Origin of the sequence: Gordoniibacillus kamchatkensis (assembly GCF_000829455.1) — a bacterium.
Lineage (GTDB): Bacteria > Bacillota > Bacilli > Paenibacillales > NBRC-103111 > Gordoniibacillus > Gordoniibacillus kamchatkensis.
In genome coordinates, this window is record NZ_JXAK01000005.1 from 23,492 (window position 1) to 46,170 (window position 22,679).

A 22,679-nucleotide genomic window follows, 5' to 3' on the forward strand; every position below is an offset into this window, starting at 1 on the left:
CAACGACAATAGGTTCTCCTCATTGGCCGAATATCATGTCCTTTCTTTTATCGGCAAGGCTCGGCGCGCGGGGCAATACGGGGCAATTCGAGATAAAACGTATAATGTCCGTCCTCGTGATGGAGTCCCATCTGTCCCCCGTGCAGTTCCACGATGTTTCTGGCGATCGACAGTCCTAACCCGGCTCCCGGCGGCATGGCGCTGTCCGAACGCGACGGCTCGGCTTTATAGAACCGCTCGAACAAACGCTGCTCCTGTTCGCGGGTGATCGGCTTTCCCCGATTTTCCACAGCCAAATAAATGCCGTGCGCCCGTTCCGACAGCCGAACCGTGATTTCGCCGGGCTTAACGGAAAACTTGAGCGCGTTCATCAGCAAGTTATCGACGGCCCGCACGAACTTCTCCGTATCAATGTTCGCCGCAACCGCCGCAGGCTCCCACATCTTCACAACGGTCAGAGCCTGCTCTTGGGCGATCGGCTCGAATTCAAGGATGATTTGCTCGAGCAAGCCGCCTAGATCGACGGTCTGAGGGGAAAGATTCACTTCGCCGCTCGTCAAACGGGTATACTCGAATAAATCGTCAATCAGCTTTTTCAACTGCTGCGATTTGTTAAAAGCGTTGAAAATATATCGTTTATGCTCTTCGATATCCCGGTAATCGTCGTTTTTGAGCAAATTCAAATAGCCGATGATGCTGGTGAGCGGCGTCCGCAAGTCGTGAGAAATATGCGTAATCAGCTCCATCTTCGACGTCTCGATCGTGCGCTCCCGCTCCATCATGCTTTGCAGCTGCTCGGCCATATAGTTGATGTTGCGGGCGACGCCCCCGAGCTCGTCCTGGTTGGAAACCGGCACCCGATAATCCAGATCCCCTCGAGCGATAGACATGAGACCGTCGGACAGCTCCCGCAAATCCCGCACGATCGGACGTGTAAACAAGTAGAAGAAGAACAGGAACGTGAAGACCCAAAGCAAAAAGTTGCCGGCAGGCCGAAGCTCATCGACAAATTGGCTTGCAGCCACGATACGCTCACCATAAGAAAAAAGCTGAGCAGCGCGGTCCAAAACATGCGGATGCGAATATTTTTTTTGCCGCTCACAACGTCAAGGAACGTTTTATTCAAGCTTATACCCTACCCCCCAGACGGTTTTAATGTACTGCGGTTCGCGCGGATTTTCCTCCAGCTTCTCCCGGATATTGCGAATGTGGACCATGACCGTATTATCGGACAGGAACTTGTCCTCCTTCCATACGTTCTGGTAAATCTTTTCCACATTGAAAACGTGGCCGCGATGGCTCGCCATCAGCTCCAGAATCGAAAACTCGATCGGGGTAAGCGCTGCTTCCCGGCCGCGTACCGTCACGCTATGCCGGTCCCTATTGATAACCAGATCGTTGATTTCAATGATCGATTCGTCCGGGACTTTAGCGCCGCTATTGCCGGTCAGCGACTGCCTGCGGAACTGGGCCTTCACCCTCGCGATCAGCTCCAGCGGATTGAACGGCTTGGCGACATAATCGTCGGCGCCTGTCGTCAACCCCGCGATTTTGTCGATGTCCTCCCCTTTGGCGGATAACATAATGATCGGGATGCTGGACTCTTCCCTGATTTTGAAGCAGGCTTTTATTCCGTCCAGATTGGGCATCATGACATCAAGGATCACCAAATCCACCGTTTCGCGGCGGAGGATGTCCAGCGCCTTCACCCCATCCTCCGCTTCAAACACCCGGAATCCTTCGTTTTTCAAATAAATGCGAACGATATCCCGAATTTCGGTATCGTCGTCCGCCACTAATACGCTCCTGCTCAACATGCATTCCTCCTGCGCATAATAAGAAAGATGGCCATTAGGACGAACGGCAGCCAAAGGAAGTGGAGCCCCTCCGCGTAAACGAGGTAACCGACGTCTTTCGCGCTGTGGCCGACATAACGCCCGACCGTAAAGAACGCAATCGTCCAGACCAGACCCGTTGTATAGGAAAAAAGAGCGTAGCGTCCGTAGCTCATTTTATTCACGCGGACCACATACGGCATGACATGCCGAATCACTGGAAAAAAATAGCTGATGCATAATGCAAAGCTACCATATTTTTGCACCCATGTCTCCGATAAATCCATATACTTGCTCAATTTTTTCTTGCGCCTCAGACTGTTCACAACCGGCGTTCCCACGCACCGGCCCAACACATAACCGAGCGTCAAGCCGGTAACGACCCCCAAGTACGTCAAGAGAAAAGAAGGCAGCGGCTGCAGAAGCCCGCCCGCCGTCACGGCTCCCCCAGTCATGACCACGACTTCATCCGGAATCGGCATGCGACGATCCCGAGCCATAAAGCAAAAAATAGCGCCGCGTAGCCGAAATGATGAATGAGGGACAGCAAAGACTCATAACTCATAGTCAGCCCTCCCCTTTGCGGCAAACGTACACAAAAGCAGGCGGAAAATTGAGCGGAACGAAATGCACGTGCTCGATATGAAACCGGGTGGCGAGCTGTTTCCTCATCTGTTGGGAATATTGGAATGCGATAAATAGACCGCCAGGCTTGAGAGAAGCTGCGATTTGGTCCATCAGCCGCTCACGCAAAGCTTGCGGGAAGTTGAAGAACGGAAGCCCGCTCAGAATGCAATCGAGCTGCTCGATCCCCTCGCGCCGCATGGCTGTCTGCAGCTCGGCTGCATCTTCGTGGCAGGAGCAATCCGGGAACCGCCCCGCCAATTGCTCGCGCATCGAAACGTCCTTTTCAAACAGCAGCACTCTCGTATCGCTTCTTCTTGCCGCGTGAATGTAATTGGTAATTGCGCCTGTGCCCGCACCGAGTTCGGCGATATGCGCAATCCGGCTCCACGGAACCGGTTCGGTCATTTTTCTGGCCAAACACGTCGAACTCGGCGTTACGCTGCCTATGTGCCTGGGATCTTGTAAAAATTTATTTAAGAACAGAAGCTTTTCCTGAACGGCTTTCATCATGATATGTCTTTCCTCCTCCTTCGTTCGTATATGCTCATGTTACCCAACAAATCTTTAGCGCGAGGAGAGGAATTTATAAAGAATATCTGAATGATTTCTGTATGGAAAAAGCAGCCCGGAACGCGGCATCACGGTTCCGGGCTGCTTATGGTATCCTTGTTAGGCGCACCCTGCAATCTTTATTTGAGGAGGCTGAATCGATGACTTATGATGTTCAAGTAGTGCCTTACCGTCCGGAATGGTCTGTCGCGTTCGAGAACGAGAAAGCCCGTCTGCTCGAAATTCTGAGCCCGCATGTCACTGCCATCGAACACGTCGGCAGCACTTCGATCCCAGGCCAGGAAGCCAAACCTATTATCGACATGTTCGCGGCCGTTCATACTTTGCAGAAGGAGTCGGTGTACGCTGACTTGCTGAGCTCTTCGGGTTACCGGTACGTAGAAACAGGCATGGCGGGCCGACATTTATTTGCTAAAGAGTCAGCCGGCGAACGCACACATCATTTGCACGTGCTCCCGTTTACGGGGTTTTATGAAAGAAATGAGCTTCTACTCCGCGATTATCTTCGCGCTCATCCGCAGTTCGTCAAGGAATACGGCGATCTGAAACGGACACTGGCCGAACAATACCGTGCCGATCCTGAATGGTACACGCGAGCTAAAACTGCCTTTATCCAACGGGTTGTTGACCTTGCGCGCACGGAACGGGGACTTCCACTCGAAAGCGTGTGGGATTAACCGATAAAGCCATCTGGTTAGAGTGGTCCTGCTATTTCACCAAACCGTTGCGCAGCGCCGTGACCACGACCTGCGTCCGGTCTTCGCAGCCGAATTTTTGCAAAATGCGGTGAACGTGCGACTTGACCGTTCCCTCGCTAATGACCAGCTTTTGCGCGATCTGATCGTTGCGAAGCCCGTACGCCATCTCTTGCAAAATTTCCTGTTCCCGCTCCGTTAGTGGCTCCAATACGAGCGGTTTAGGGGCCGCTCCGGGCGCGATGTAGCTGGCGGATACTACCTTGGAAAGGGCATGAGCCGCTAGTCCCGTTCTGTATACCGCTTCGCCGCGGAAGGCGGAACGGACGGCTTCCAGCATGTCTTCCACTTCCGCATCCTTCAGCAAATAGCCGACCGCTCCCGCCCGAATCCCTTGAACTATATACTCCTGGTCGTCAAACGTAGTTAAAATGACGATTTTCGTGGCCGGCAACCGCGCCATAATGGCTTGGGTCGCTTCAATCCCGGTCATGCGCGGCATCTGGATGTCCATAAGAACGACGTCAGGCTGGCTGGCGATTGCCATGTCGACCGCTTCTTTCCCGTCGAAAGCTTCGCCGACGAGCATCATATCGGCTTGCAAGCCGATCACATACCCGAATCCTTGCCGTATCATCGTCTGATCGTCGGCGAGCAGAACTTTGATTTTCTCCCCGGGCGGCACGTTCATCCCTCCGTTTCGCTATGTTGCCGGCTAGCCGGATCGGCCGCCGGAATTTCCGCGACAAGCTCGAAGCCGTGCGGCTCCGGAACCGTATAGCGCAGACGCCCGCCTCGTTCTTCAAGCCTCGTCTTCATCGTCTTTAAACCAAACCCTTCGCTAATCCCGCCAGCGGATCGCAAAATACCGTTATCCCGGATACGCATCACGATATGCCCCGGCTGTCTGGTCAAGCTGACGTCCACCTGGGTAGCCCGGGAATGGCGAATGATATTGGTGACTGCTTCCTGCAACACTCTGAACACCATACCGTTCATGTCGACGTCCAGATCTTCGTCGTTGATGTTGGCGTGAAACGTATACCGAATAGAGGCCGAAGCTTCCATGCGGGAAAGCAGCGCTTTTAAAGGCGCCAGCCCCGATCCCGACCGGTCGTCGGCCAACGAATGAACGGAAGTCCGGATATCCTGCAGCCCTCGGCGGGCTACCGCCAGCATTCCTTCCAGCGATTGTTCCGCTTGCGCCGGATCGTTTTTGATCATGTAGCGCATAGCCTGCATCTGCACGATTAACGAAGTCAAACTATGTCCCACGGAATCGTGAATTTCTCTCGCAATCCGCGTTCTCTCCTCCAAAACCGCATGCTGCATCGCCGTTACCGATGCATCCTGCAGTTGATCGTATGCCTCCTGCAGCTCCGCCAAATGCTGCTTGTTCAGCTCGTACATTTCGTTTCTTTGCATGCGGTTGCGAATATTCAAGAATAAAACAACAGTCAGCAAGAGGAACGACAAAATACTGATCAGGTCGTTGCGGCCAAATTGGATATAGAGAATTGCCGTCACCGACATCGCCACGATTGCCGGAATGGGCGTTCTGGACAACGACAGGCGAATTGCGGTGCCAAGCAGGCAAATGGCCACAAAGTATACGAGCTTGATTTCTTGATAAAGGACAAGAGCAGCCGCGCACTCCGCCGTAAGGATACAAAGCGTGACGAATACGCGCAATCTTGTCCACCATGGCTTCGGGAAAAACAGAATGCCGGAACATGTGGCCCAGATCAAGAGATGCAGTCCGATTCTGGGAGGGGGCCCGATAAACAATTTGAGCACATTCATGATAAAAAAGAGGGTCACGGCGCCTGCCAGCGGCCTTCCAAACGATCGAAAATCCCTCGGAGCCATCCCATTCCCCCCGCAAACGCCGTATTTGTACATCCATTTTATGCGGCGGGGGCCGCAAAATCAAAGCCTGCGCAAAATCTCTATCTGCAGATAGAGATTTTGCTTTATAAGATTGTATCTCCGGTTAGTCGTTCGATTGCTGCAAAAGAGGTAACATAGGAACCGTTACGAGCATAATCGACAAGGAGGAAACTGAACCATGCAGCTTCAGACCATTATTCCCATTCTCTTAGGCATCTTTATTCTATACAGAATCTACCTGCGCGTGCGCCGAAGCTTCGGATGGCAGCAGCTGAACCCGGGGAAAATGGGGACAACGATCATCGTCCTCTCCGTCATCGGCTTATTGTTCCTGATCGTGGGCGGCTTACATCCCATTAGCCTCATCTCGGACGCAATCGGCATTCTGTTCGGCGTCAGCCTCGCTTATGTTGGGGCGTCCTTGACCCGGTTCGAACAGCGTAACGGAAGCTGGCATTATCGGCCGAACACGTGGATCGGCGGCATCGTCACCTTGTTGTTTTTCGGCCGGCTCATTTATCGCATTTACGGTATATTCACAACAACTTCCGGCGGAGGATTGGACCGCTTACAGGCGATGGCCGGCGGCTGGACGGCCGGACTCATGCTGATCATGTTCGCTTACTACGTGGTTTACAACATGATTATCCTGCAAAAACAGAAGCAGTCGTTCAGGCTAAGCAAATAAGCGAGCAGCAGAAAAGGAGCCCTCGGGCTCCTTTACATTTTTATCATAACGCAAATTTCAGAAAATGACCAGACTACCAATATTTGCGTAATGATGCCTATAATGAATACGTCAAAGCGAATGGATGGAGGGTGTTGTTTATGAGAGTCGGTTGTGCCCGAGCTGAAGCGGCTGAATGGGTTATGCAGCATGCCAGCCTGGAGGCTGATTTCCGAGGTGCGTATTTCAGCGGTTCAACGATAGCGCTGCCGGATGACGCGGAGTTGTCCCCCGCCTCCGATATCGACGTCGTGATCGTTACCGCAGCGGCCAAACCTCCGCTCAAGCTGGGGAAGTTCATCTACCGCGGCACGCTGGTGGAGGTCACGTATTTGTCCTGGAATGAGCTTGTCTCGGCCGAGGAAGTGCTGACGTCCTATCACCTGGCAGGCAGCTTCCGGGTGAACACGATCATTTCCGATCCTACCGGACATCTCCGCAAACTTCAAGCGGAGGTATCCCGCCAATTTGCCGAACTGAGCTGGGTGCGCCGCCGCTGCGAGAACGTTCGCCACAAAATCGAAACCGGGCTGCGAGCTATCGACACCTCTGCACCGCTGCACGATCTGGTGACGTCGTGGCTGTTCCCGACCGGCGTGACCACGCACCTCATCCTTGTCGCTGCGCTTCGCAACCCTACTGTCCGGCTGCGCTACCTCGCCGCGCGCGACGTGCTTATGGAATATGGCCACGCCGACTTCTACCTAGAGCTGCTGCAGCTGCTCGGCTGCTCCCACCTGACCCCGCAGCGCGTCGAACATCACCTTGACGAGCTCGCCCGAACGTTCGACGCCGCGGCGGCCGCAGCCAAAACGCCGTTCTTCTTCAGCACCGACATCACCGCCGCAGCACGGCCGATCGCCATCGACGGAAGCCGTGACCTTATCCGGACCGGCCATCACCGCGAAGCGGTTTTCTGGATCGTCGCCACTTTTGCCCGCTGCCATAAAATTTTAGCCGCAGACGCCCCGCCGGACCTGCAACGCGCACTCGCTCCTGCCTTCGACGCAGTCATCGCCGATCTCGGCATCACCTCAACTAGCGACTTCATCCGCCGCGCCGAGGTCGCCCTTCAATTCCTCCCGAGACTGTGGGAGACCGCCGAAACCATTCTGCTCGCCAACCCGGACATCGTAGCAAAGTAGTACTTTACCGCTGCACTACTTGTTGCAGCATTCGGTTCAGGTGCCCGACATCATCGCCCAGGACGGAGAAGAACGTCGAACCGCTATGGAGGGGCTGCCGCGGCAGCCCCTTCCATTTTCGTCGAACGACGGTTTAAGCTTGAGGAACTTCTTCCCCGTTCAAAACGACCTTATAGCGTATGTCGGCTTTTAACGAATCCGATACCGCGCAGTACTTCTTGTGGCCCAACTCAATCGCCTTCCAAATGCGAAAACCTTCAATATCGCCGTCCACCTTGAACGTCAGCTCGATTGCCGTAAACCCGGTGGGCATTTCTTCTTTCCGCGCGCCGTCGGCTACAATCTCCATATGCCGGATCGATTCCAGAAAACGGTTCAAAATCATCGTAACGTCAATCCCGATACAGCCGGCTAAACCCGCCAGCACCAGCTCCATCGGAGTCGCTCCTTTACCGTCGCCTCCGTACGCGGCCGTCGCATCCATGCCGACCGGGTATCCGGAATCTCCAACGGAAGTAAAAGCTCGTTTGCCCTGCCATGTTGTCGTTACTATCATTTTACATCCCTACCCTTCAATTCAATGATCGCTCAGCTGATTCAGAAATTTTTTGGCTCGTTCGGTTGCAGGCTCCCGGAAAAATGCTTCCGGCGGCGCTTCTTCTACAATCGTCCCTTCGTCCATAAACACGATACGGTTTGCGACCTGGCGCGCAAACTTCATCTCGTGCGTCACGACCATCATGGTCATGCCTTCCTTGGCCAGCTCCCGCATGACATCGAGCACTTCCCCGACAAGCTCCGGATCCAGCGCCGATGTCGGCTCGTCGAATAGCATAATGTCCGGCTCCATAGCCAGCGCCCGGGCGATAGCGACTCTTTGCTGCTGGCCGCCCGATAGCCGGGATGGATAAGCGTCCTTTTTGCCGGCCAGTCCGACCCGTTCGAGCAGCCGTTCCCCGATCTGCACAGCTTGATGTTTTGGCATCTTCTTGACGGTGAGCAGCGCTTCAATCACGTTTTCGAGCGCCGTCTTATGCGGATACAGATTGAACTGCTGAAACACCATTCCGGTATGCTTCCTGATTTCCCGGTATCTGCTGCGCTTTTCCCGAACTTTCATCGCTGCGTCAACCCGAATCCCGTTCAACTCGACCGCACCGCCAGTGGGCTCCTCCAAGCCGTTCAAGCAGCGAAGCAGCGTGCTTTTTCCGGAGCCGCTCGGCCCGAGCAGAACGACGATTTCGCTTTTGGCTACCTGCAGATTGATATTTTTCAGCACTTCCGCTCCGTGAAAAGCTTTCGACAGCCCGATCGTTTGTATCATGTTCGTACCACGTCCCAACTTCAATATGCTCTGGATAACCGCTTCTCAATCGCCTCTAATATAGCCGCAAAAACAGTGCTCATCACCCAGTACATAACGGCAATCCCTAGGTAAAAGGGCATGTTGACATAGTACTGAGCTATCAGCAATTGCGCGGACCGAAGCAATTCGGTGACCGTAATGACGGAGACGAGCGACGTTTCTTTGAGCATGCCGATAAAGGTGTTGCCCATCGGCGCGATGGCCACACGGGCCGCTTGCGGCAGCACGATCCTTCTATACGTCTGCCAGGGCGTCATTCCCGTTGCGTAAGCCGCCTCGGTCTGTCCTCTCGGAATGGACAAAATCGCGCCGCGTACGGTCTCCGATAAATAAGCCCCCACATTGATGCTGAGCGCCACATAAGCTGCGGTTAACGGACCCAAGGTGATACCGTAATCGACAAGCCCGTAATAAACAATAATAATTTGCACGAGGGTCGGCGTGCCGCGAATGATGGACACATAAGTGCGCGCCAGCCATCTGAGCGGAGCGTTGCCTTTCAATCTGGCCAAGGCAACTACAACCCCGATAATCAGTCCGAACAAAATCGAAACGATCGTGATAAGCAGCGTATAGTAGGCGCCCTTGAGCAAAAAGAATCCGTTCTCCAAAACCAAACTCATACAACCGAATTCCTTTCCGATTCCGCTGTTAGATTAGGAAGGCTATGACTCGAAATCAGTCATAGCCTTTTGTCCAGCCTCGCATGTTATTGCGCTGGGGGTTCCTCGCCGAACCATTTTTTGAAGATGGTGTTGTAGGTCCCGTCCGCCTTCATATCCGTCAACGCTTTATCGAGTGCGGCCAGAAATTCCGGGTTGTTTTTGCGGACCGCGACTCCTGCCTTGTCGGCTTTGATGGCTTGACCAACGGCTTTGATCTTGAACCCGTTCTTGTCTACGATCGGCTTCAAAGCGTACAGGTTGTTGATGGTGGCGTCGATACGGCCTGCGTTCAAGTCTTGAAGCGAAGTAATGACATCATCGTACGTTTTGATCGTAAAATTGCCGACTTTGGGCAGAACCTCGTTGCGCAAATAAGCTTCGTCGTTCGTCCCGAGGCCTACGCCGATATTTTTCCCTTTGAAATCCTCAAGCTTCGTGATCGTGTTGTTGTCTTGGCGAACGATGATTTTCACTTCATTCGTAATATAAGGCTGCGTAAAATCAATCTGCTGTTTGCGTTCATCCGTAATCGTTACCTGACTGATGATCGCATCGATTTTGCCGGCTTGCAGGCTAGGGATCAACGCCGAAAACTCTTGAGGGGCAAATTCGACTTTGACTCCGAGACGTTTGGCGATTTCTTTGGCGATATCCGCGTCGAAACCGTCGATTTCTTTCTTATCGTTCAGAAAGTTATACGGAGCGTAAGTCCCCATGAGTCCTACTTTCAAGGTGCCGGAGCTCTTCACTTTGGCAAGCAGATTGTCCGCCTTGGCTGCTCCGCTATCGCCGGCTGCCGGCGTCCCCGCAGCACGATTGCCGTCTGTGCCGGCTTTCGTACCGCAGCCTGCAATCGCCAGAATGAAGACGAGCAAAAGCGCCATAATCGTTAAACCCTTTGACTTTCTAAGCATTGGTTCTCTCTCCTTGCCATCTTTATATTTGTTTTCATGATCTCCAAAGCACCACATTAAATACCGAGCAACCCAAAAAATTCAAATTTGGCCGTCTCGGCCGCGAGCTGCTGAGCCGTCTTGCCTTCAACCCCGTTGCCCGGGAACATGGACTCGAACAGCCAACGTGAAATGACGCCCTCGATGAGGCTCATGAGGAGCGATGATCTCAGCCTCGTATCAATGGCTTCCGGAAGCATCCTCAGTTCAATCGCCCGCTCGATGTTGAGCAGAAACGCGTTTTCCATCGCCATGCGGGTATCTGCAATAGCCTGATTGATCAAGTCGCTTGCCGCCTTCCTTCCAAGCAGCAATTCCATTAAATATCGGTTAGCTTCGGCAAAGAGGAATAACCTGCACAGCATGGCTTCCGACGCCTGCACCATATCAAGAACGGTTCCTGCATCCCGACGATAGCCCCGAGAAATAACGGCAAGCAATTGCTCCCGCCCCTCCTTGATGATTTCAAGGAAGATGGCCTCCTTACTTTTGAAATACCAGTAAAACGTACCTTGTGCTACGCCCGCATCCCCGACGATATCGGATATTTTGGTGGCATGGTATCCGTCGACTGCGAAGCGCTTCAAAGCGATGTTCATCAGCTGCCTTCTACGCTCGCCGTTATACTGAACATCTGAATCAGATGTAGGAATATCTCATCACCCCTCGATTGACTGGTCAGTCAATTGCTTTAATCCTATCGGGTAACTAGAATATTGTCAAGATATTTGTACGGGACGATTACCGACCTACCGTTTTGAAATAGCGATAAACTTTTTGCAGCTTCTCCCCTTGTCTCCCCTTCGGGCTCTCCATGCTGCCGAACTCAAAAAACTTCACTTTTTTGATGCCTACAAATTGAAAGAGCGCTTTTCGCATCAACACTTTGTGAGCGTTATTGAGCCAAAACAGCGGATAATACGTCGGCCCCTTCATCGTAGAAACGCAAACGACCGACTTCCCCTTCAGAAGTCCCTCCGGCAAAAGCCCGCCCTTCTCCTTATAAGCAAATCCCGAAGCAAACATTTGATCTATATACCCCAGGAGCATAGCCGGAGGGCGCCCCCACCAGATCGGGTAAACAAAAACGATTTTGTCGGCCCACTTTACCTGATCTCGATATTTGGCGAGAGACGGGTCGATATGCATATCTCTTCGGCGCTTGCTTTCATTGAGACGAGTACCGGGTTGAACCTCCTCATATAAATCAACTACTTTTATCTCTTCTATATTGGCGTTATCCTTGCATCCTCGAATGACCTCCTGCAAAAATGCATAGCTTAAGCTCTGATGATTCGGATGCGTGAAAATAACGAGTGTTTTCATTATATGGGCCCCTTTACTTATCGATTGATAAGTAAAAAGTAGCATGCCCGCTTCATAGTTGTCAAATGATAATTGTTTTGTGACAATTGTTTTGCTAATGTGTCGGTAAGAGGTGATGTTGTGGACAGCAATGCTCTGTTTCGTAAATTTGTGGCCTTTACGGTCTCCGTCCATGAAATGACGAATGAAATGGCAAAAGAAGTCCGATCCGAGGCGATCACGCTTGTTCAATATAAAATTCTTCAATACATTGCCGTCAGTCAGCCTGTTACGCTCAGTGAAATCAGCGATTGCATGCATATGTCCATGCCAAATACGAGCCGCGAGCTGAAAAAATTAAGCGAGAAACAATTGTGTGAAAAGGTTGCCGATAACGAAGACCGGCGCAAGCAATTCATTCGCCTTTCCGCCAAAGGGGAAGCGATGATGAACGATGCTTTTCAACGCATCGAAGCGCGGTTCGCCGAACGCGTCGGAGCTATCTCCCCTGACGAAATGAAGGAGATCGAACGTGCGCTCGATCTCCTCCGCGCCAAAGTTTTTTATTGAGCATTAAATCCGATTATATGAATGGGGTAATTATGGAAACTTCCAATCCAATTGAGAACGTTGTTTTCTTTGAAGTCGATCAAAATCGTTGGCCGGATTTCGAGAAGCTTTTTGAGAGCAGGGGAGGGCCTAAAAATTGCTGGTGCATGGTTTGGCGCGGGAACTCTGAGGACCGCAAAAATAAAGAAACCAAAAAAGCTGCCATGCGGAAAATGGTGCAAGATAATGTCCCCGTAGGTCTATTGGGGTATGCAGGAGATAGACCGGTAGCTTGGTGCTCGATTGCGCCGCGTTCGACTTACCGCGATCTTGGGGGCTTGCATGAACCGAATGAGAATCCGGATCGTGTCTGGTCCTTGGTTTGTTTCTATGTATCTCGGGAATATCGTGGACATGGAGTTATGAAGCAGCTGATTCAAGCGGCCGTCGAACATTCACGTCAAAGGAGCAACAGTACTGGAAGCCTATCCTGTTGCTCCCGATTCTCCGAGTTACCGGTTCATGGGTTTTGTTCCGCAATTCAGAGAGCTTGGGTTTATTGAAGTCGGTACTGCGGGAAGCCGCCGTCACGTGATGCGTTTAAAGCTGCAACCAAACAATACTCCCGAATCCGCACCCTCATCTTCGGCGTCATATTATGCTCCTTTTCAAAATAAGCATCCCAATTCCCATACTTTCCGATCACCGCAGTGAAAGTCGCCTGCAAATAATCAGCGTCCGCCGTGAATAAAGGCTTAGGTGAAATCGCCTAAGCCTTATCGCGTTTCTAACACTACCCGTTTAAACAATTGGAAGCTTGATCGTTTTGTGATCGATCATGTAATGAATGAAGATGAGAAGTTCGGATTTTAGTGCCGGGTTAGCTTGTTCGTCCGAAAATTTTTCGATCTTGTCGCTTAGCTGCTTCAGGGAATCGTACCCTTTAGCCTCAAAGAAGGCGGCTTGATCCGCTTTGCCTTGATCTCTGAATACGACCGCTTGCCGGAAAGTCTTCTCCACGTTGTCGATGTGGCTGACGACGGATTCCTGAGTTCCCTTTTGCCCGAAGGATTCGTTCTGTACGAGGCTCGCAGGTTCGCGATCGTTGCGGATGTCACCTTGACGGTTTGCGTTTGCGGAAGCTCGACATTCCCCGCTTTGTCAATAGCATGGAATTGAATATCGAGGATGGCGTCTTGGTTCAGCGCAAAAGATCCGGTATAGAGATTCCACGTATTTCCGCGATCCAAGCTGTACTCGATTTTCTCCACGCCAGAATAATCGTCCACCGCCGCAAGACGAACGATGGCCTCGTGCAGGTAGGAACCGTCTCTCAAAAGCGTGCCATCTAGGGTCAATGTCGTCGTCGGAGGAACCGAATCCTTGACGGTCAAATGGTATTGATCCTGCACACCGCCATATTCGGCGGTGATGACCGTATCTCCTGGACGCAGCGCGGTAATCATACCGCTAGTTTTGTCTACGGATGCAACTTCGGTATCGCTGCTCGTAAAGGTAAGTCCTTCCGTCACCAACTCGGTCGAAAAATCGCTATAAGTCGCTTTGACGACAGTCTGGCTCGTCTCGCCCGCTTTCATAGGATCGATGGTTTGAATTCGGATTGCCCACAAGGTGACAGGGAGCTTTTCCGGCGTGGCGTCGATCTTCATGGAGCTGATGATTAGCGGAAGTTTATTGGCCGCTACGATGCGCATATCGGCCCCCCCGTTTTGGCGATTCGTGAACCTAGCTCCGGGCATGTCCAACGTAACGGTCTGCCACTTATCGACCTGATCGGCCTTTATACTGACTCTTGCGGTGCTCTGGTACGTGGCTCCCGTAGCCGCGGATTCGTACTGCAGCACGAACGATCCGGCAACAGGCGACCGGTATTCGATCGACGCGGTGGCTTTGTACGGCCCGCCGTACATACGTTCATCGTCGATTTTCATATACAAATTGTTGGCGGTGCCGAATGCGCTGCGATCGAGCTGCAATGCGGTTCTTCCATCGATTTCGATCTCATGCGCAGGTCCGCTTTCGTACGGAAACCAGTCCAATCCGTTCTTATACTCGTTGTCTTCCCCGAACGCCATGGATACCGTTTTGTCCCCTGTCGCCTGACTGTCGCCGGGGTTCGGATTCGGATCCTGCCAGTCCGTCCGGCTGGCTACATAAGCTTTCTTCGTAAACGGATCTTTCTTCAACGTGAAGGAGTAGACGACGGTTCCCGGAATATTGACGTAATCCACCGTCAACGTTTCAGGTGTAATTGTGAGACGGACCGCTCCATATTCCGAGTTGTCGCGGAACATGCTGCCCGGAACGGGAGGGAATAGCGGAGTTAATCCCTGGCCGCCGTTGCCCGTAATGACTTCGTTATACCCTTCCGGCGTAACGATATGCTCTGCATGATGATCGTGACCTTGCAGCAGCAGGTCGACACCTGGAGTCATCAGCCAGCGCCGATTGAGGTTATTCCCGGCTTGGCCGGAAGAGAAGATCGGTTGATGCCCGCCCGTCAACACCCACTTCGCGTTTGCGGAGCTTTCGTTGACGGTATTTTTGTAAGCATCGAATATAGCCGGTTGGGCGCCGGTTTGGCTGGACATGTTGCAGTTGACATCCGGATTTATGAAATCGACCAGCCCGTTGCCGAAACCGGCGACGTAGGAAGCGGGGATTTTAAAATAATCCAGACTCGGTTTCAGGCTATCCGGGGAACAGCCGTTTCCGTAATCGTGATTGCCGTAAATCGGGAAGAACCGGCCGGCGGCAATATCCGTCCAATAGGGCTTCTGATCGGCTTCCACTTCATCAACCGTACCCAGCCGGTACGAATTGTCCCCAACGGTCAGTATGGCTCCGGGATTCCAGGAATGGACGAGATCCGCCACGGCTTGCTCGTGTTCGCAATTACGGTAGCAGTCCCCATAATCGCCGATGACGGCCAATACCAGCTTGTCGGCCGGCGGCTTCGAAGGGTCCGCGATTTCGCCGATCCGCTGCAAGCTCGCAGCTCCCAGATCGGCCCCTTCCGCCTGCGCCGTTCCATTGGGGACGAACGATGCGGCCAGCATGAATAAAGCGAGGCAAACGAGCAGCGCGCGGTTCATCAAGTTTTTTTTCATATGTATCCTCCTCCTTACTCATGATGTAATAGATACGCAGCGAGATTAGAATCTAAGTTATGTGATTGATAGATTCCTTCCCAATTTTAGAACGCAAGTATTTTCGAATGATTAACGCAAGGTATGATGAATATTATCGTTCGGACTAGGGCAGACGTGTCGATTTCACATCAACCGACATCCCGACTTGGCTGATTTTGTATTTTCTTGTTGATTTATTTAACCTTCTTTGTATAATAAATTCCAGTAGATAAACAATTTATGAAAAAGGCAAACCAATTGAAAAATTGGGACGCAAAGCCACGGGTCTAAGGTCCTAACAGACTATGATCGCCGAGTTGCCATTATTGGATCTAATCATCAGCTTAGATCTGACTTTGCATTTTCGGGCGTGGAAGCTGCGTCATTACGGCGCAGCTTTTTTTGTTTTTCAATCATGATGGAGGTTGTGGACCAATGAAAAAGCTGCAGTTGAAGAAAACTCCGATTCGTTTCAAAAAAACTTATTTACCCGTAGTCATCTCCATTACAGTTGGAATTCTGCTTTCCGCGTTCCTTGCCGTCTATTTGTATAAATCGGAAACAACAAAAATTGAGGACAAGCTGAAATTGCAGTCCGACATTCTTACGGGAACCGTTCAGAAGGGGATCGACAAATACGTTGAGGTGCTGCTGTCACTCGGCGATTATTACAACACGAAGGACAAGATCGACAGCAGCCGGTTTACCGCATTCGTCAATCGGGCTTTATCCAAAAATTCCGGAATTTCGGCTCTCGAGTGGGCCCCGCGCATTACAGACCAACAGCGGGACTCTTTTGAAAAAACCATTCAAAAAGAATTATCCAACGGTTTTCAAATCACCGAGAAAAAAGCAGACGGCACTTCCATTCCGTCGAACCACAGACCGCAATATTATCCTGTGACTTACGTGGAGCCATTCAAAGCCAATGAAAAGGCGCTCGGCTTCGATTTATATTCAAACCCTCAGCGACAGTCGGCAATTGATAGCGCCGTAAAATCCGGGAATATTGCAACGACGGAACGGGTAAAGCTTGTCCAGGACAAAGGGGACGAGTACGGATTTTTAATGTTTTTGCCCGTCTATGCCAATACGGCCGCAGGACAGAAACCGAACAGCAACGACATACTCGGGTGTTTGCTGAGCGTATTCAAGATTTCCAACATCATCAACGAGTCGATCAACAAAGTGAACTACCATATCGATTTTGCGATCTACGATGAAACCAGTGCCCCTGAAAACAGCTTTTTCGGCAATTACGATTCCGAGAATTCAAGTTTCGTCATTACCGGTGAACCGGATGTTAAAAACTTGAAATATTCTTATGAAAAATCGTTAACGGTAGGCGACAGGCAGTGGAAGGTCGTTTTCTATCCGACCAAGCAATTCATCAGCAACGAAAAGAACAATCTATGGATCTTCCTTCCAGCCATGCTGCTGCTTATTGCCGTGGGAATCAGTTTCTATTTGTTCGTAACGAACCGTAGAGCGGCAGAAATCAAAAATTTGATCAGCGAGGTCGACAATCGGAAAGGATTCCTGGAGAACATCGTTTCGGAGGTTACGGCGGTTTCCGAACAGCTTTCGGAAGTGAGTCATAACGTTGCCAATTTTTCACGAATCAGTACGGATATGAGCAAGCAGGTCGCAGCAACGATCAATAATATTTCAGAGCAGGTTCAAAGACAGAGCGGCGATACCGAGATCGGATTGAATTCCGTTAAAAGTATTGTCTCCAGCATTCAGGAGATCGCAGCCACTTCGGAAACGGCAACCTCCTTTTCCTACGATATGTTGGATGAATCGACCCGGGGTCACGAATCCATACAGCAGATTGTGAATCAGATGGACAAGCTGAACGGTATCGTTGTCAAATCGTCGGAGTCCATCCGGGAATTAGGCGAATACTCGGAGAAAATTAAAGAGATTGTCAAAATCATCACCGATATTTCCGGACAGACCAATTTGCTCGCCTTGAACGCTTCAATCGAAGCGGCGAGAGCTGGAGAGCACGGACGGGGCTTTGCAGTCGTAGCGAGCGAGATTCGCAAATTAGCTTCGCAGTCCGAAGCATCGACACAGCAAATTTCGGAATTCGTCGGCAGCATCCAATTGCAAACTGAACATTCCATCCGCGCAATGGAGGAAGTATCGGACGAAACCTCCGCCAGTATTTCTTTGGTGATGGATGCCGGACAAAAATTCGAGCATTTGCTGCAAACCTCGAACAGCTTGATGGCACAAATCGAAGCCGTTACGAATGCCGTTCAGAGCATATCCACCGAATCGCTGTCCGTCATTTCGATCGTCGAAAAAATTGAAAGCACATCGAAAGCGAACGAAGCGGAGACTGACCACGTCAGGAAAGTAACGTCCGAATACAATTCCGTCTTTGAGGAGTTCTCCTCGGCCATCGAGAAACTCACGAATATGGTCGAAAAATTGAAGACGGTCATCCAATAATCCCAGGAAGGGTCGATCCAAGATGTTCATCCAAGCTAACCCGTATTCATGGCCTTATAACGGTCATTTTGATCCCCGAAAAACGGCACTCCTAATCATCGATATGCAAACCGATTTTTGCGGCAAAGGCGGATATGTCGATCAAATGGGATATGACTTGTCCTTGACCCGCCGGGCCATACAACCGATTCGGCGGCTGCTTGACACAGTCAGAAAGATTGAAGGTTTTACCGTTATTCATACCCGTGAAGGACATCGGCCGGACCTGTCCGATCTGCCGGCAAATAAACGATGGAGAAGCAAACAAATCGGCGCGGAAATCGGCTCACAGGGGCCAATGGGGAGAATCCTGGTACGCGGGGAGAAGGGCTGGCAAATTATCGAGGAGCTCCAACCGCTGGAGAACGAAATCATCATCGATAAACCCGGAAAAGGAAGCTTCTATGCAACGGATCTGGATCTGATTCTTCGCACCTTGGGCATTACGAATCTCATTTTAACCGGTATCACAACGGATGTTTGCGTTCACACCACGATGAGAGAGGCCAACGATAGAGGTTATGAATGCCTCATTCTAGAGGACTGTACAGGAGCTACCGACTATGACAATCACTTGGCGGCTTTAAAAATGGTTACCATGCAAGGGGGAGTTTTCGGGAGCGTATCTTCGTCGGAGCATGTGATTCGAGCTTTAGAAAATATGTAGGGACAAAGGGGATGGGCCAATGAGCAAGAAAGACCAGGCATTGTTGGAGGAAGAATACGAAAGCTCGCCGGTACCTGTTCACGCAAGAAAAGGGCTTTTATCCGTATCGTTAGTTTGGGTCGGATTCCCGATGATCATGACGGGAACCGTCACCGGAGCAACTATCGTTTCCGGTTTGGGCTTTATAAAAGGAATGCTTGCCATCCTGCTGGGAAATCTGATTTTATTCGCTTACGTAGGCATTTTGGGTTATTTGTCAACGAAAAAGGGCTATAACTTCAGTATGCAGGCTTCCATTACGTTCGGCAAAAAGGGTTCCATCCTTGTGTCCGGGCTGCTTTCCACGCTGGTCATCGGATGGTTTGCGGTTCAGACCGGATTAACGGGCAGCAGCATGCATTCGGCGTTCGGCTCGAGCACCTTCGCCATCACCCTGCTGGCGGGTATCCTGTACATTTTGGTTACAATCATTGGGGTTAAAGCGTTAACCTATATCGGCGCTATTTCCGCTCCGTTCTTTTTCATTATCGGTTTATGGGGAGTGAACGATGCGATCTCCCGTACCGATTGGACTTCCATTTTACAATTCAATGGAAGCGGTGCGTTATCGTTCGGTGTTGCGGTTACGATGGTTGTCGCTTTGTTTGCCGATTCGGGCACGATGGCCGCGGACTTTAATCGCTGGTCCAGAAACGCTAAAGAATCCGTATGGGCGACTTTCACCGCCTTTCCCGTGTCCAACATGATCGCCATGGTGTTCGGAGGACTTATAACAGCAGCAGCATTATCAGACACAAGTTCCGATTTCTTTCAATATATCGCTTCCAAAGGCGGGGCAGTATCCATTCTGGCGGTTATCCTTCTTTTCCTTAATTTGGGCAGTGTATGCTCCCATTGTCTCTATAACGCATCCGTAGGCTGGTCGAATTTACTGCATAAGAAAATGAGAAAAACAGCTCTGGTCATTGGCGCGATTGGCACCGTACTTGCATTATCCGGAGCGTGGAATCACTTCATCGACTGGTTATCGTTACTGGGGATCATTGTTCCTCCTATCGGCGCTGTCATTATCGTCGATCAAATCATCTACAGAAAAAACGCCGACATTACCGACAGCATGAGAACCAAACCGTTCGTGGCATGGGGATTGGGGGCATTGGGCGGTCTCTTGGTCGAGTTTTGGGCTCCGTATCTTTCCACTGCGTTTATCAGTTTGTTGACGGCGGGTATCTTCTATTGGGTCTTTATGATGATGGAGTCCAGGCAGACTGCAGAAATAGAAAGCCGGATGTCGGAAGGCTGATAAATCAGAGGAAAACCGCTTACGTTGGACAACCATCAGGAATGTTTACGAAATATTTAAGGCTGACGGAAAAGTTGACTCCGAACTGCAAAAGACCTTTTTTTGGCGCACTTGTGGCTGCGTTGACTGATAAGTTCGGAGTTAACTGGAACCTTGCTTATTTTTTTCGAAATAGCAGATTCGGGTGGTTGCAGGCTGCCGCTTTGAAGTGAGCAAAAGGGTATGATTGTTTGTCACACAAGCACAAAGTCTTTTGATCAGCACCTGGAGCGAAATCATTTACGATGTGTTTCACCGTAAAATCGCTAAGGCGAAATCTTTTGTGATACGGTTCTCCGTAACGTAAAGACAAACCATTGAAAGCGGAAAGACCAGCCCGATAACTAGGGCTGGTCTTTCTTTCAATACATACATAAGTCAATTGCACAGCCGGCAGCTCCTTCATGTTGTTGCCGTTTGTTCATTCAACCCGCGTGAACCGAGGCTTCGCATCTGCTCAGAACAAACGCACCTCTCTGGATTCCAGAAATTGCAGTGCCTCGCCGAGCATATCGCGGCCAAAACCGAAGGTCGTTCTCATCATGTCCAACCACTCCGAGTGGCCGGTCAATTCGTGCGCTTAGCCATCAAGCTGGCGGCGGCGACCATCATCTGCGTTCACAATCATCCAAGCGGCGTCCCTACTCCTTCATCGGAAGACATTGAGCTAACGAAACGTCTGGCGGAAGCAGGAACGATTGTCGGCATCGACGTACTCGTCCATGTGATCGTCGGCAAAGACCGCTTCTGTAGTATGAAGGAGCAAGGATTTTTCTAGTCTCATCTTCGGTTGTGCTTCGCCTCCTCCAGGGCAACTTTCCTCGCCCTGCAAGGGGAAAAGGTCAAAAATTTCGCCTAACTTATGGTATGGTTCAGCTTAACGAGTTTATCGGCAAAATTAAAGGGCACCACACTTGGGATGCCCCTTGATCCGATCGCTAGCAGGATTCGACATGGTTGGTATCGAATCATGAACATACTGGCAGGAAGTTAGCTTATATTGGAAAGTTGGAATGATGATGCCACGTTCACCTCGCGCTCTAGTCATAACCATGTCTATAACCACTGTCGTTCTTCTTCTGGGGTATGTCTATCTTATAACGTTCCCTGGACATAGTACCATGTGGGATCTCCCCCGTTTCCACTTTTACGTTATTTCTCCGACACTCCTTGCCTTGGCCGTCAGTGCTATAGCCGTTGGCTGGACGGGGATTCGACTTCGGGATATGAGTGCGCTCATGCTGGCATTAGCTATCTTATCTCTAAATGGCTTTTTTCTGATTCACGCAATTTCGACCCCTGGGTTCATTGTTGCTGATCAACACCACTTGGCAGGTGTTTCCTCACAAGTCGCGATGACAACGTGCGCAGTCTGGATTTTTCTCTCGACCTTATCATCTGACCACTCTATTATCCGCATTGTGTCGAAATATCGGAGGAGTATTGTCGTCGGTTGGGTGACCATTATCATCCTGATGAATATTGCGGCTCTTATCTATCCCAGCATTTCCAACTTCATTCGCATCGATTTCACGCCATTGAATTATCTGATGGCGTTTCTCACAGTCTTCCTGTATCTTTGGGCGGCCAAGAGATATTTTCAGCAGTTTCGGTTAGTCAAATTTCCTTTGCATGCGTCTATCGTATTTGGTTCCGTTCTGCTTACCATCACCGAATGTGTCATGGTTACAACCATGATGTGGACTTTGGCCTGGTGGCTGTATCATGCAATCCTCGCAGTGTCGGCCTTAATGCTGTTGTTTGGAATTATAGCTCAGTATCGGTCGAACGTATCTATAACTCAAACATTTCATCAGGTGGACGGGTATCCTTCTTTGGATCAACTTCGCATTAGCATCTCCAGCAGCATGCGAAATCTGATTGTCGCCACAGAGACCAAAGATGAATATACGGCCGGTCATAATTACCGTGTAGCCATGTACGGATTGCAACTGGCTCAGGCCATGAATCTGGATTCCGAACTAATGCGAGCCCTGGCTCGGGGCGGTCTCATTCACGATGTAGGGAAAATACAGATTCCTGGCGAGATCCTGAATAAACCGGGAAAGTTGGATGCGGACGAGAGAATTGTGATCGAGCATCATCCTGTGATAGGTTACGAGATTTGTAAATATATTGGCTTTATGACCGAAGAGCTGTCCGTCATCCGGCACCATCACGAGAAATGGGACGGGACGGGGTATCCGGACAAGCTGAAAGGCACAGAGATTTCACAACTCGCAAGAATCCTTGCCATTGCGGACGTGTACGATGCGTTGACCTCGCGAAGATCATATCGCGAGCCCTGGTCTCAAGAACGCGCGTTGCAAGTGATTGTTGAGGGCAGCGGCACACACTTTGATCCCGAATGCGTCTCCGCCTTTGTTCGACTCTGTAACAGTGGTGAGTTGGTTTTTCCGGAGGCCATGGGACACGTTTATGGGAGAGCGTTGGGTACTCAGAGAACAGCAGCAAATCGCTTAGCCAATTGAAAAATGTGCTCATTGTCTGAACCTCAAAAATTGGCTGCCTGGCTCTGGAGTTTAGGTTAGCCGTTACTTATGGTACGGTTCAGCTTAACGGGTCTATCGGCGAAAAACGTGCCTAAGTGTGCCGCGTGGTGGCTTGCAGCCTCTTAAAGTATCGTTTAAACAACAAAACGCGGAGTTCATACGCTAAGGAGAAAAGT

At 50.8% G+C, this 22,679-nt stretch carries 22 protein-coding genes, 2 pseudogenes and 1 riboswitch; of the genes and pseudogenes, 10 read left to right on the top strand and 14 right to left on the bottom strand.

Features of this window, described 5'->3' with window-relative positions; genetic code table 11:
- Positions 1–47: 47 nt before the first annotated feature.
- The 4 genes and pseudogenes from SD70_RS04160 to SD70_RS04175 form a co-directional block, all read right to left on the bottom strand.
- Positions 48–1,025, bottom strand: a complete 978-nt coding sequence (locus SD70_RS04160) for a HAMP domain-containing sensor histidine kinase (RefSeq protein ID WP_231571041.1) — start codon at positions 1,023–1,025, stop codon at positions 48–50.
- Between the two features lie 93 nt (positions 1,026–1,118).
- Positions 1,119–1,814, bottom strand: coding sequence for a response regulator (locus tag SD70_RS04165; RefSeq protein WP_394297936.1), 696 nt, complete (start codon positions 1,812–1,814; stop codon positions 1,119–1,121).
- Positions 1,811–2,400 (bottom strand): annotated as a pseudogene (locus SD70_RS04170) (DedA family protein). The gene SD70_RS04165 and the pseudogene SD70_RS04170 overlap by 4 nt, the downstream one beginning before the upstream one ends.
- Before the next feature lie 2 nt (positions 2,401–2,402).
- Positions 2,403–2,969 carry a class I SAM-dependent methyltransferase gene (locus SD70_RS04175; RefSeq protein ID WP_394297937.1) on the bottom strand — a complete coding sequence of 189 codons (567 nt, stop codon included), beginning with the start codon at positions 2,967–2,969 and terminating at the stop codon, positions 2,403–2,405.
- A gap of 203 nt (positions 2,970–3,172) precedes the next feature.
- Between SD70_RS04175 and SD70_RS04180 the strand changes: the two genes are divergently transcribed.
- Positions 3,173–3,709, top strand: coding sequence for a GrpB family protein (locus SD70_RS04180; RefSeq protein ID WP_041045959.1), 537 nt, complete (start codon positions 3,173–3,175; stop codon positions 3,707–3,709).
- Positions 3,710–3,740: 31 nt separating this feature from the next.
- On the opposite strand, the gene SD70_RS04185 is transcribed toward SD70_RS04180, so the two are convergent.
- Positions 3,741–4,412 carry a response regulator gene (locus tag SD70_RS04185; protein WP_394297934.1) on the bottom strand — a complete coding sequence of 224 codons (672 nt, stop codon included), beginning with the start codon at positions 4,410–4,412 and terminating at the stop codon, positions 3,741–3,743.
- Positions 4,413–4,414: 2 nt separating this feature from the next.
- The gene (locus SD70_RS04190) at positions 4,415–5,596 is read right to left on the bottom strand and encodes a sensor histidine kinase (protein ID WP_052487034.1); all 1,182 of its coding nucleotides are present in this window, start codon (positions 5,594–5,596) and stop codon (positions 4,415–4,417) included.
- 199 nt (positions 5,597–5,795) lie between these two features.
- Here SD70_RS04190 and SD70_RS04195 point away from each other — a divergent pair, with 199 nt between their 5' ends.
- Both SD70_RS04195 and SD70_RS04200 read left to right on the top strand, forming a co-directional pair.
- On the top strand, positions 5,796–6,305 hold the full coding sequence (locus tag SD70_RS04195) for a hypothetical protein (protein ID WP_052487035.1): 510 nt from the start codon (positions 5,796–5,798) through the stop codon (positions 6,303–6,305).
- Positions 6,306–6,445: 140 nt separating this feature from the next.
- Positions 6,446–7,489: a hypothetical protein gene (locus SD70_RS04200; RefSeq protein WP_041045963.1), complete on the top strand. Its 1,044-nt coding sequence runs from the start codon at positions 6,446–6,448 to the stop codon at positions 7,487–7,489.
- Positions 7,490–7,622: 133 nt separating this feature from the next.
- Here SD70_RS04200 and SD70_RS04205 read toward each other — a convergent pair whose 3' ends face one another.
- The 6 genes from SD70_RS04205 to SD70_RS04230 form a co-directional block, all read right to left on the bottom strand.
- Positions 7,623–8,045 carry an OsmC family protein gene (locus SD70_RS04205; protein WP_041045965.1) on the bottom strand — a complete coding sequence of 141 codons (423 nt, stop codon included), beginning with the start codon at positions 8,043–8,045 and terminating at the stop codon, positions 7,623–7,625.
- 21 nt (positions 8,046–8,066) lie between these two features.
- Positions 8,067–8,813: an amino acid ABC transporter ATP-binding protein gene (locus tag SD70_RS04210; RefSeq protein ID WP_041045968.1), complete on the bottom strand. Its 747-nt coding sequence runs from the start codon at positions 8,811–8,813 to the stop codon at positions 8,067–8,069.
- Positions 8,814–8,833: 20 nt separating this feature from the next.
- Positions 8,834–9,478 (bottom strand): amino acid ABC transporter permease, encoded by a 645-nt coding sequence (locus SD70_RS04215; RefSeq protein WP_041045969.1) that lies wholly within the window; start codon positions 9,476–9,478, stop codon positions 8,834–8,836.
- Positions 9,479–9,564: 86 nt separating this feature from the next.
- Entirely contained in the window at positions 9,565–10,434 is an 870-nt protein-coding gene (locus tag SD70_RS04220; RefSeq protein WP_041045971.1) for a substrate-binding periplasmic protein, read from the bottom strand.
- A gap of 56 nt (positions 10,435–10,490) precedes the next feature.
- Positions 10,491–11,072, bottom strand: a complete 582-nt coding sequence (locus tag SD70_RS04225; protein WP_082053122.1) for a TetR/AcrR family transcriptional regulator — start codon at positions 11,070–11,072, stop codon at positions 10,491–10,493.
- A gap of 142 nt (positions 11,073–11,214) precedes the next feature.
- Positions 11,215–11,799 (bottom strand): NAD(P)H-dependent oxidoreductase, encoded by a 585-nt coding sequence (locus SD70_RS04230; protein WP_041045975.1) that lies wholly within the window; start codon positions 11,797–11,799, stop codon positions 11,215–11,217.
- Between the two features lie 120 nt (positions 11,800–11,919).
- Between SD70_RS04230 and SD70_RS04235 the strand changes: the two genes are divergently transcribed.
- Positions 11,920–12,348, top strand: coding sequence for a MarR family winged helix-turn-helix transcriptional regulator (locus SD70_RS04235; protein WP_041045977.1), 429 nt, complete (start codon positions 11,920–11,922; stop codon positions 12,346–12,348).
- A gap of 212 nt (positions 12,349–12,560) precedes the next feature.
- On the top strand, positions 12,561–12,890 hold the full coding sequence (locus SD70_RS40210) for a GNAT family N-acetyltransferase (protein WP_394297938.1): 330 nt from the start codon (positions 12,561–12,563) through the stop codon (positions 12,888–12,890).
- On the opposite strand, the gene SD70_RS40215 is transcribed toward SD70_RS40210, so the two are convergent.
- Positions 12,884–13,093, bottom strand: coding sequence for a tyrosine-protein phosphatase (locus SD70_RS40215; RefSeq protein ID WP_394297939.1), 210 nt, complete (start codon positions 13,091–13,093; stop codon positions 12,884–12,886). The two genes, SD70_RS40210 and SD70_RS40215, sit on opposite strands and share 7 nt — an antisense overlap.
- 160 nt (positions 13,094–13,253) lie before the next feature.
- A complete protein-coding gene (locus tag SD70_RS04240) occupies positions 13,254–15,458 on the bottom strand; it encodes an OmpL47-type beta-barrel domain-containing protein (protein ID WP_041045979.1) in 2,205 nt (734 codons plus the stop codon).
- Between the two features lie 259 nt (positions 15,459–15,717).
- A riboswitch (cyclic di-GMP riboswitch) is annotated at positions 15,718–15,804 on the top strand.
- Between the two features lie 110 nt (positions 15,805–15,914).
- On the opposite strand from SD70_RS04240, the gene SD70_RS04245 reads away from it, so the two are divergent.
- From SD70_RS04245 to SD70_RS32830, 5 genes and pseudogenes are all read left to right on the top strand, one after another.
- The gene (locus SD70_RS04245) at positions 15,915–17,942 is read left to right on the top strand and encodes a CHASE domain-containing protein (protein WP_041045981.1); all 2,028 of its coding nucleotides are present in this window, start codon (positions 15,915–15,917) and stop codon (positions 17,940–17,942) included.
- Between the two features lie 22 nt (positions 17,943–17,964).
- Complete coding sequence (biuH, locus tag SD70_RS04250) at positions 17,965–18,648, top strand: biuret amidohydrolase (RefSeq protein WP_041045983.1); 684 nt, start codon at positions 17,965–17,967, stop codon at positions 18,646–18,648.
- A gap of 19 nt (positions 18,649–18,667) precedes the next feature.
- Positions 18,668–19,951 (top strand): cytosine permease, encoded by a 1,284-nt coding sequence (locus SD70_RS04255; protein WP_041045985.1) that lies wholly within the window; start codon positions 18,668–18,670, stop codon positions 19,949–19,951.
- 616 nt (positions 19,952–20,567) lie between these two features.
- Positions 20,568–20,768, top strand: a pseudogene (locus tag SD70_RS37605) (JAB domain-containing protein); the annotation flags it as partial.
- 448 nt (positions 20,769–21,216) lie between these two features.
- Complete coding sequence (locus tag SD70_RS32830; RefSeq protein ID WP_197080938.1) at positions 21,217–22,482, top strand: HD-GYP domain-containing protein; 1,266 nt, start codon at positions 21,217–21,219, stop codon at positions 22,480–22,482.
- The last annotated feature ends 197 nt before the right edge of the window (positions 22,483–22,679 follow it).

What these genes read in the sequence shown, in the direction of transcription:
- SD70_RS04175 (WP_394297937.1), bottom strand. Translation starts at nt 2,969, where the DNA reads ATGAAAGCCGTTCAGGAAAAGCTTCTGTTCTTAAATAAATTTTTACAA.
- SD70_RS04180 (WP_041045959.1), top strand. Translation starts at nt 3,173, where the DNA reads ATGACTTATGATGTTCAAGTAGTGCCTTACCGTCCGGAATGGTCTGTC.
- SD70_RS04190 (WP_052487034.1), bottom strand. Translation starts at nt 5,596, where the DNA reads ATGGCTCCGAGGGATTTTCGATCGTTTGGAAGGCCGCTGGCAGGCGCC.
- SD70_RS04195 (WP_052487035.1), top strand. Translation starts at nt 5,796, where the DNA reads ATGCAGCTTCAGACCATTATTCCCATTCTCTTAGGCATCTTTATTCTA.
- SD70_RS04200 (WP_041045963.1), top strand. Translation starts at nt 6,446, where the DNA reads ATGAGAGTCGGTTGTGCCCGAGCTGAAGCGGCTGAATGGGTTATGCAG.
- SD70_RS04205 (WP_041045965.1), bottom strand. Translation starts at nt 8,045, where the DNA reads ATGATAGTAACGACAACATGGCAGGGCAAACGAGCTTTTACTTCCGTT.
- SD70_RS04210 (WP_041045968.1), bottom strand. Translation starts at nt 8,813, where the DNA reads ATGATACAAACGATCGGGCTGTCGAAAGCTTTTCACGGAGCGGAAGTG.
- SD70_RS04215 (WP_041045969.1), bottom strand. Translation starts at nt 9,478, where the DNA reads ATGAGTTTGGTTTTGGAGAACGGATTCTTTTTGCTCAAGGGCGCCTAC.
- SD70_RS04220 (WP_041045971.1), bottom strand. Translation starts at nt 10,434, where the DNA reads ATGCTTAGAAAGTCAAAGGGTTTAACGATTATGGCGCTTTTGCTCGTC.
- SD70_RS04225 (WP_082053122.1), bottom strand. Translation starts at nt 11,072, where the DNA reads ATGAACATCGCTTTGAAGCGCTTCGCAGTCGACGGATACCATGCCACC.
- SD70_RS04230 (WP_041045975.1), bottom strand. Translation starts at nt 11,799, where the DNA reads ATGAAAACACTCGTTATTTTCACGCATCCGAATCATCAGAGCTTAAGC.
- SD70_RS40210 (WP_394297938.1), top strand. Translation starts at nt 12,561, where the DNA reads ATGGTGCAAGATAATGTCCCCGTAGGTCTATTGGGGTATGCAGGAGAT.
- SD70_RS04240 (WP_041045979.1), bottom strand. Translation starts at nt 15,458, where the DNA reads ATGAAAAAAAACTTGATGAACCGCGCGCTGCTCGTTTGCCTCGCTTTA.
- SD70_RS04245 (WP_041045981.1), top strand. Translation starts at nt 15,915, where the DNA reads ATGAAAAAGCTGCAGTTGAAGAAAACTCCGATTCGTTTCAAAAAAACT.
- biuH (WP_041045983.1), top strand. Translation starts at nt 17,965, where the DNA reads ATGTTCATCCAAGCTAACCCGTATTCATGGCCTTATAACGGTCATTTT.
- SD70_RS04255 (WP_041045985.1), top strand. Translation starts at nt 18,668, where the DNA reads ATGAGCAAGAAAGACCAGGCATTGTTGGAGGAAGAATACGAAAGCTCG.
- SD70_RS32830 (WP_197080938.1), top strand. Translation starts at nt 21,217, where the DNA reads ATGAGTGCGCTCATGCTGGCATTAGCTATCTTATCTCTAAATGGCTTT.